Source organism: Mycobacterium sp., from assembly GCF_025933915.1.
Lineage (GTDB): Bacteria > Actinomycetota > Actinomycetes > Mycobacteriales > Mycobacteriaceae > Mycobacterium.
In genome coordinates, this window is sequence record NZ_JAICZA010000246.1 from 1 (window position 1) to 4,783 (window position 4,783).

Genomic DNA, 4,783 nt, shown 5'->3' on the forward strand with positions numbered 1-4,783 from the left:
CCTCTATGGCAACCCGAACCGTTCGTTGCCCGAGCAGTTCTTCACGACCACGGTGCTGCTGCGTGACATCGCGGTCATCGGGCTGTGTGCGCTGGTGATTCGTCAGATCTACCGGCCCGACGAGGACCTGGTGCGATGGGGCGGACGGGTGGACGATCCGGCGGGCGGGCCGTTCGACCGCGCACCTGACGCCCCGCCCGGTTGGCTGCCGGACTGGCTGCGACCGGCAGGGTCGCGTCGCGCGAGCGCGCCGGCGTCCGACGGTGCCGAAGAACAACCCGCGATGGCGCCATGACGCCATGAATCTGGTAGCGATTCCGATCTTTCCGCGCTTCACCGCACTGGACGCGGTGGGTCCCTACGAGGTACTGCAACGCATCCCGTCGATCGAGGTTGTGTTCGTCGGGCACCGCCGGGGTGAGGTGCGGACCGAGAACGGCATGCTCGGCGTCAGCTGCGATGCCACCTTCGACGAGGTGGGAGCGCCGGATGTGGTGGTGTTCCCCGGCGGCATCGGTACCCGCCAGCTGATCCACGACGAGGCCATCCGGGCCTGGCTGCAGGCGGTACATCCGACCACCCGGTTCACCACCTCGGTGTGCACCGGCGCGCTGCTGCTGGCCGCGGCCGGACTGCTGAACGGGCTGACCGCGACGACGCACTGGAGCGCGGCCGACCTGCTGAACGAGTTGGGTGCGCACTATGTGTCCGACCGCGTCGTCGAGCACCTACCCCAGCGGATCATCACCGCCGCCGGGGTGTCCAGCGGCATCGACATGGCCTTGCGCCTGGTGGAGTTGCTCGTCGATCGTCAGGCCGCGCAGGCCGCTCAGCTGCTCATCGAGTACGACCCGCAGCCGCCCTTCGACGCGGGCTCGCTGGCCAAGGCCGACGACGCGACGGTCGCCCGGGCCGCCGAATACCGGCACACCCGGAAGTGATCGGGAGGATTTTTGGTGGTCAGCCCGCCTTCCGGTAGCCTGGGGCGGTTGCCGACGCAGGCGACTCTCCTGCCACGGATCGACCGTGGCCGCATAGACCAGAGGAGGTGGTGAGGTTTCCATGCGTCCCTACGAAATCATGGTCATTCTTGACCCCACGCTCGACGAACGTACCGTTGCTCCGTCGCTGGAGACGTTCCTCAATGTCGTTCGCAAGGACGGCGGGAGCGTCGACAAGGTCGACATCTGGGGTAAGCGCCGGCTGGCTTACGAGATCGCCAAGCACGCCGAAGGCATCTACGTTGTGGTCGACCTGAAAGCCGAGCCGGCGACGGTGTCCGAGCTCGACCGCCAGCTGAGCCTCAACGAGTCGGTGCTGCGCACCAAGGTGATGCGCACCGACAAGCACTAACAATCGTGGCCGCGCCGTGGACCCACGGCGGGGTGCACCTGCGTAGGCTTCAGCGAGAACACGCTCATGACATCCACTACCGGAGCGGCGAGGAACAGCGTGGAACGAGGAGGAAACTGTGGCTGGTGACACCACTATCACCGTTGTCGGAAACCTGACCGCAGACCCTGAACTGCGGTTCACCCCGTCGGGTGCCGCCGTCGCGAATTTCACGGTGGCGTCGACGCCTCGGATCTACGACCGCCAGAGCGGCGAGTGGAAGGACGGCGAGGCGCTGTTCCTGCGGTGCAACATCTGGCGGGAAGCCGCCGAGAACGTCGCCGAAAGCCTCACCCGCGGCTCCCGCGTGATCGTCACGGGCCGGCTCAAGCAGCGTTCGTTCGAGACCCGTGAAGGTGAGAAGCGCACCGTCTTCGAGGTCGAGGTCGACGAGATCGGCCCCTCACTGCGGTACGCCACCGCCAAGGTCAACAAGGCCTCGCGCAGTGGTGGCGGCGGTGGTGGCGGCGGCTTCGGCGGTGGGGGCGGCGGTGGATCCCGCCAGCAGGCGGCGCCGGCGAGCAACGCGCCCGCCGACGACCCCTGGGGCAGCGCGCCCGCGTCGGGCTCGTTCGCCGGCGGCGACGACGAACCGCCGTTCTGACACAAAGAACTTCAGCAGTAGAAAAGGGAAAGAAAGACAGACATGGCCAAGTCCAACAAGCGGCGCCCGGCTCCGGAAAAGCCGGTCAAGGCGCGTAAATGTGTCTTCTGCTCGAAGAAGGGACAAGCGATCGACTACAAGGACACCGCGCTGCTGCGCACGTACATCAGTGAGCGCGGCAAGATCCGTGCGCGCCGCGTGACCGGCAACTGTGTGCAGCACCAGCGCGACGTCGCGATCGCGGTGAAGAACGCCCGCGAGGTGGCTCTGCTGCCCTTCACCTCCTCGGCGCGATAGACGCCACGCCTTTTTAACCCAACTGAAAGTACGAAACGATGAAGCTGATTCTGACGGCTGACGTCGACCACCTCGGTGCCGTCGGCGACACTGTCGAGGTCAAGGACGGCTACGGCCGCAACTACCTGCTCCCGCGCGGCCTGGCGATCGTGGCCTCGCGCGGTGCGCAGAAGCAGGCCGACGATATCCGCCGGGCCCGCGAAACCAAGGTGGTGCGCGACCTCGGCCACGCCAACGAACTCAAGACCGCCATCGAGGCGCTGGGGCAGGTCTCGCTGCCGGTGAAGACCGCGGCGGATTCCGGGAAGCTGTTCGGCTCGGTGACCGCCGGCGATGTCGTCGCCGCGATCAAGAAGGCCGGCGGCCCCAACCTGGACAAACGGATCGTCCGGCTGCCCAAGTCGCACATCAAAGCCCTCGGCACCCACCCGGTGGCGGTGCACCTGCACCCGGAGGTCGACGTCGAGGTCGCGGTCGAGGTAGTCGCGCAGAGCTAAGCGCTCAACATTTGCTCATTCCCAGCGGTGACCTTGGTCGGCCGCCGTCGGGGTCTGTTGCGCTGCGGGCTTGTGGCTGCGCTTCGCCCCGGACGGTCGCGGACGCGCTCCCTAGCGAACTATTTCTGGGGTGTATCCAGGTGGTCCCCGTTACCGGCCCGTAACGCTGGGAAAATGTGGCGGAAAGCCAACACGCCCGGGACGGTAACCTGGCCCGACACGCCGTAGAGATTCTTGTCCACACAAATTTCATGGCGTTGTATGGCCGGTATCTGCACAGATGCCCTAGCCCTTTGCATTAATCCACAGGTTCTCCACACCCCGCTCAACACAGGTGTCGACGGATATGCACACACGATGCACAGCTTCATGAACAGCGCCCCGTTTACCTAGTAGCCAGCAACGTCTAACGTCGTCCCGGCGCCGGACGCGCGACTGTTCTGGGGCGAAGGTGTCAATACCTTGACCTACCCTCAATGTCGTCTATCGAATGTATGTTCGGGTGCGTGGAAACGGGGAGAAGGGAATCCATGGCGGTCGTCGATGATCTGACGTCGGGCATGGATTCGTCGTCGCCCAGCGAGGACTTCGGGCGGCAGCCACCGCAGGATCTCGCGGCGGAGCAGGCCGTCTTGGGCGGCATGCTGCTGAGCAAGGACGCCATCGCCGATGTGCTCGAGCGGCTGCGGCCCGGGGACTTCTATCGCCCCGCGCACCAGAACGTCTACGACGCGATCCTGGACCTGTACGGGCGTGGTGAGCCGGCCGACGCCGTGACGGTCGCCGCCGAATTGGACCGCCGCAACCTGCTGCGCCGGATCGGTGGAGCGCCGTATCTGCACACGCTGATCTCGACGGTCCCCACCGCCGCCAACGCGAGCTATTACGCGACCATCGTCGCCGAGAAGGCGCTACTGCGGCGCCTGGTCGAGGCGGGCACACGGGTGGTGCAGTACGGCTATGCGGGCGCCGAGGGCGCCGATGTGGCCGAGGTGGTCGACCGCGCGCAGGCCGAGATCTACGAGGTGGCCGACCGCCGGACAACGGAGGATTTCGTACCGCTCGAGGATCTGCTGCAGCCGACGATGGACGAGATCGACGCCATCGCCTCCAACGGCGGCGTGGCGCGCGGCGTGCCGACCGGTTTCACCGAGCTCGACGAGGTGACCAACGGTCTACATGCGGGGCAGATGATCATCGTGGCGGCCAGGCCTGGAGTGGGGAAGGCGCTCGCGTTGGACACGCCGCTGCCCACGCCGAGCGGCTGGACGACGATGGCTGATGTCGCGGTCGGTGATGAGTTGCTCGGCGCCGACGGACAGCCGACGCGGGTCGTCGCTGCCACCGACGTGATGCTGGGACGGCCGTGCTATGAGGTGGAATTTTCTGACGGGACGGTCATTGTCGCCGACGCGGCGCATCAGTGGCCGACCTCTGCTGGCATTCGCACGTCGGCCCAATTGCGGTCCGGTGTGGACGCAATCGTCGTAGAAGGGTCCGCCGCTCGGTACGCCGGACAGCGGACCGCCACCGGACTGCTGGCTCCGGTAGTACAGATCGAGTCGGCACGCCGGGTGCCCAGCGTCCCGGTCCGCTGCGTCGAGGTGGACGATCCCGCGCACCTGTACCTGGCGGGGCGCGGGATGGTGCCGACGCACAATTCCACGCTGGGTTTGGATTTTTTGCGGTCGTGTTCGATCAAGCACCGCATGGCCAGCGTCATCTTCTCGCTGGAGATGAGCAAGTCCGAGATCGTGATGCGGCTGCTGTCGGCGGAGGCGAAAATCAAACTCGCCGATATGCGTTCGGGTCGGATGAGCGACGAGGACTGGACTCGGCTAGCACGTCGGATGAGCGAAATCAGCGAGGCGCCACTGTATATCGACGACTCGCCGAACCTGACGATGATGGAGATCCGCGCCAAAGCGCGCCGGCTGCGGCAGAAAGCCGACCTGCGCCTGGTGGTCGTCGATTATCTGCAGCTGATGTCGTC

At 66.1% G+C, this 4,783-nt stretch carries 6 protein-coding genes and 1 pseudogene; all 7 read left to right on the plus strand.

The window, feature by feature from the left end; all coding sequences use genetic code 11:
* A pseudogene (locus tag Q0W90_RS23260) lies at positions 1 to 295 on the plus strand (hypothetical protein); the annotation flags it as partial.
* 4 nt (positions 296 to 299) lie between these two features.
* A complete protein-coding gene (locus Q0W90_RS23265; protein ID WP_297776907.1) occupies positions 300 to 941 on the plus strand; it encodes a DJ-1/PfpI family protein in 642 nt (213 codons plus the stop codon).
* A gap of 121 nt (positions 942 to 1,062) precedes the next feature.
* On the plus strand, positions 1,063 to 1,353 hold the full coding sequence (gene rpsF, locus Q0W90_RS23270; RefSeq protein WP_061557737.1) for a 30S ribosomal protein S6: 291 nt from the start codon (positions 1,063 to 1,065) through the stop codon (positions 1,351 to 1,353).
* A 118-nt stretch (positions 1,354 to 1,471) separates the two neighbouring features.
* Positions 1,472 to 1,996 carry a single-stranded DNA-binding protein gene (locus Q0W90_RS23275; protein ID WP_297601633.1) on the plus strand — a complete coding sequence of 175 codons (525 nt, stop codon included), beginning with the start codon at positions 1,472 to 1,474 and terminating at the stop codon, positions 1,994 to 1,996.
* A 42-nt stretch (positions 1,997 to 2,038) separates the two neighbouring features.
* Entirely contained in the window at positions 2,039 to 2,293 is a 255-nt protein-coding gene (rpsR, locus tag Q0W90_RS23280) for a 30S ribosomal protein S18 (RefSeq protein WP_067256320.1), read from the plus strand.
* Positions 2,294 to 2,331: 38 nt separating this feature from the next.
* Complete coding sequence (gene rplI / locus Q0W90_RS23285) at positions 2,332 to 2,790, plus strand: 50S ribosomal protein L9 (protein WP_297601642.1); 459 nt, start codon at positions 2,332 to 2,334, stop codon at positions 2,788 to 2,790.
* A 530-nt stretch (positions 2,791 to 3,320) separates the two neighbouring features.
* A partial coding sequence (locus Q0W90_RS23290; protein ID WP_297776913.1) for a DnaB-like helicase C-terminal domain-containing protein occupies positions 3,321 to 4,783 on the plus strand: 1,463 nt, incomplete at its 3' end.

Bases quoted from the DNA above. Each gene is read 5' to 3' on its own strand.
- Q0W90_RS23265 (WP_297776907.1), top strand. From the start codon at position 300: ATGAATCTGGTAGCGATTCCGATCTTTCCGCGCTTCACCGCACTGGAC.
- rpsF (WP_061557737.1), top strand. From the start codon at position 1,063: ATGCGTCCCTACGAAATCATGGTCATTCTTGACCCCACGCTCGACGAA.
- rpsR (WP_067256320.1), top strand. From the start codon at position 2,039: ATGGCCAAGTCCAACAAGCGGCGCCCGGCTCCGGAAAAGCCGGTCAAG.
- rplI (WP_297601642.1), top strand. From the start codon at position 2,332: ATGAAGCTGATTCTGACGGCTGACGTCGACCACCTCGGTGCCGTCGGC.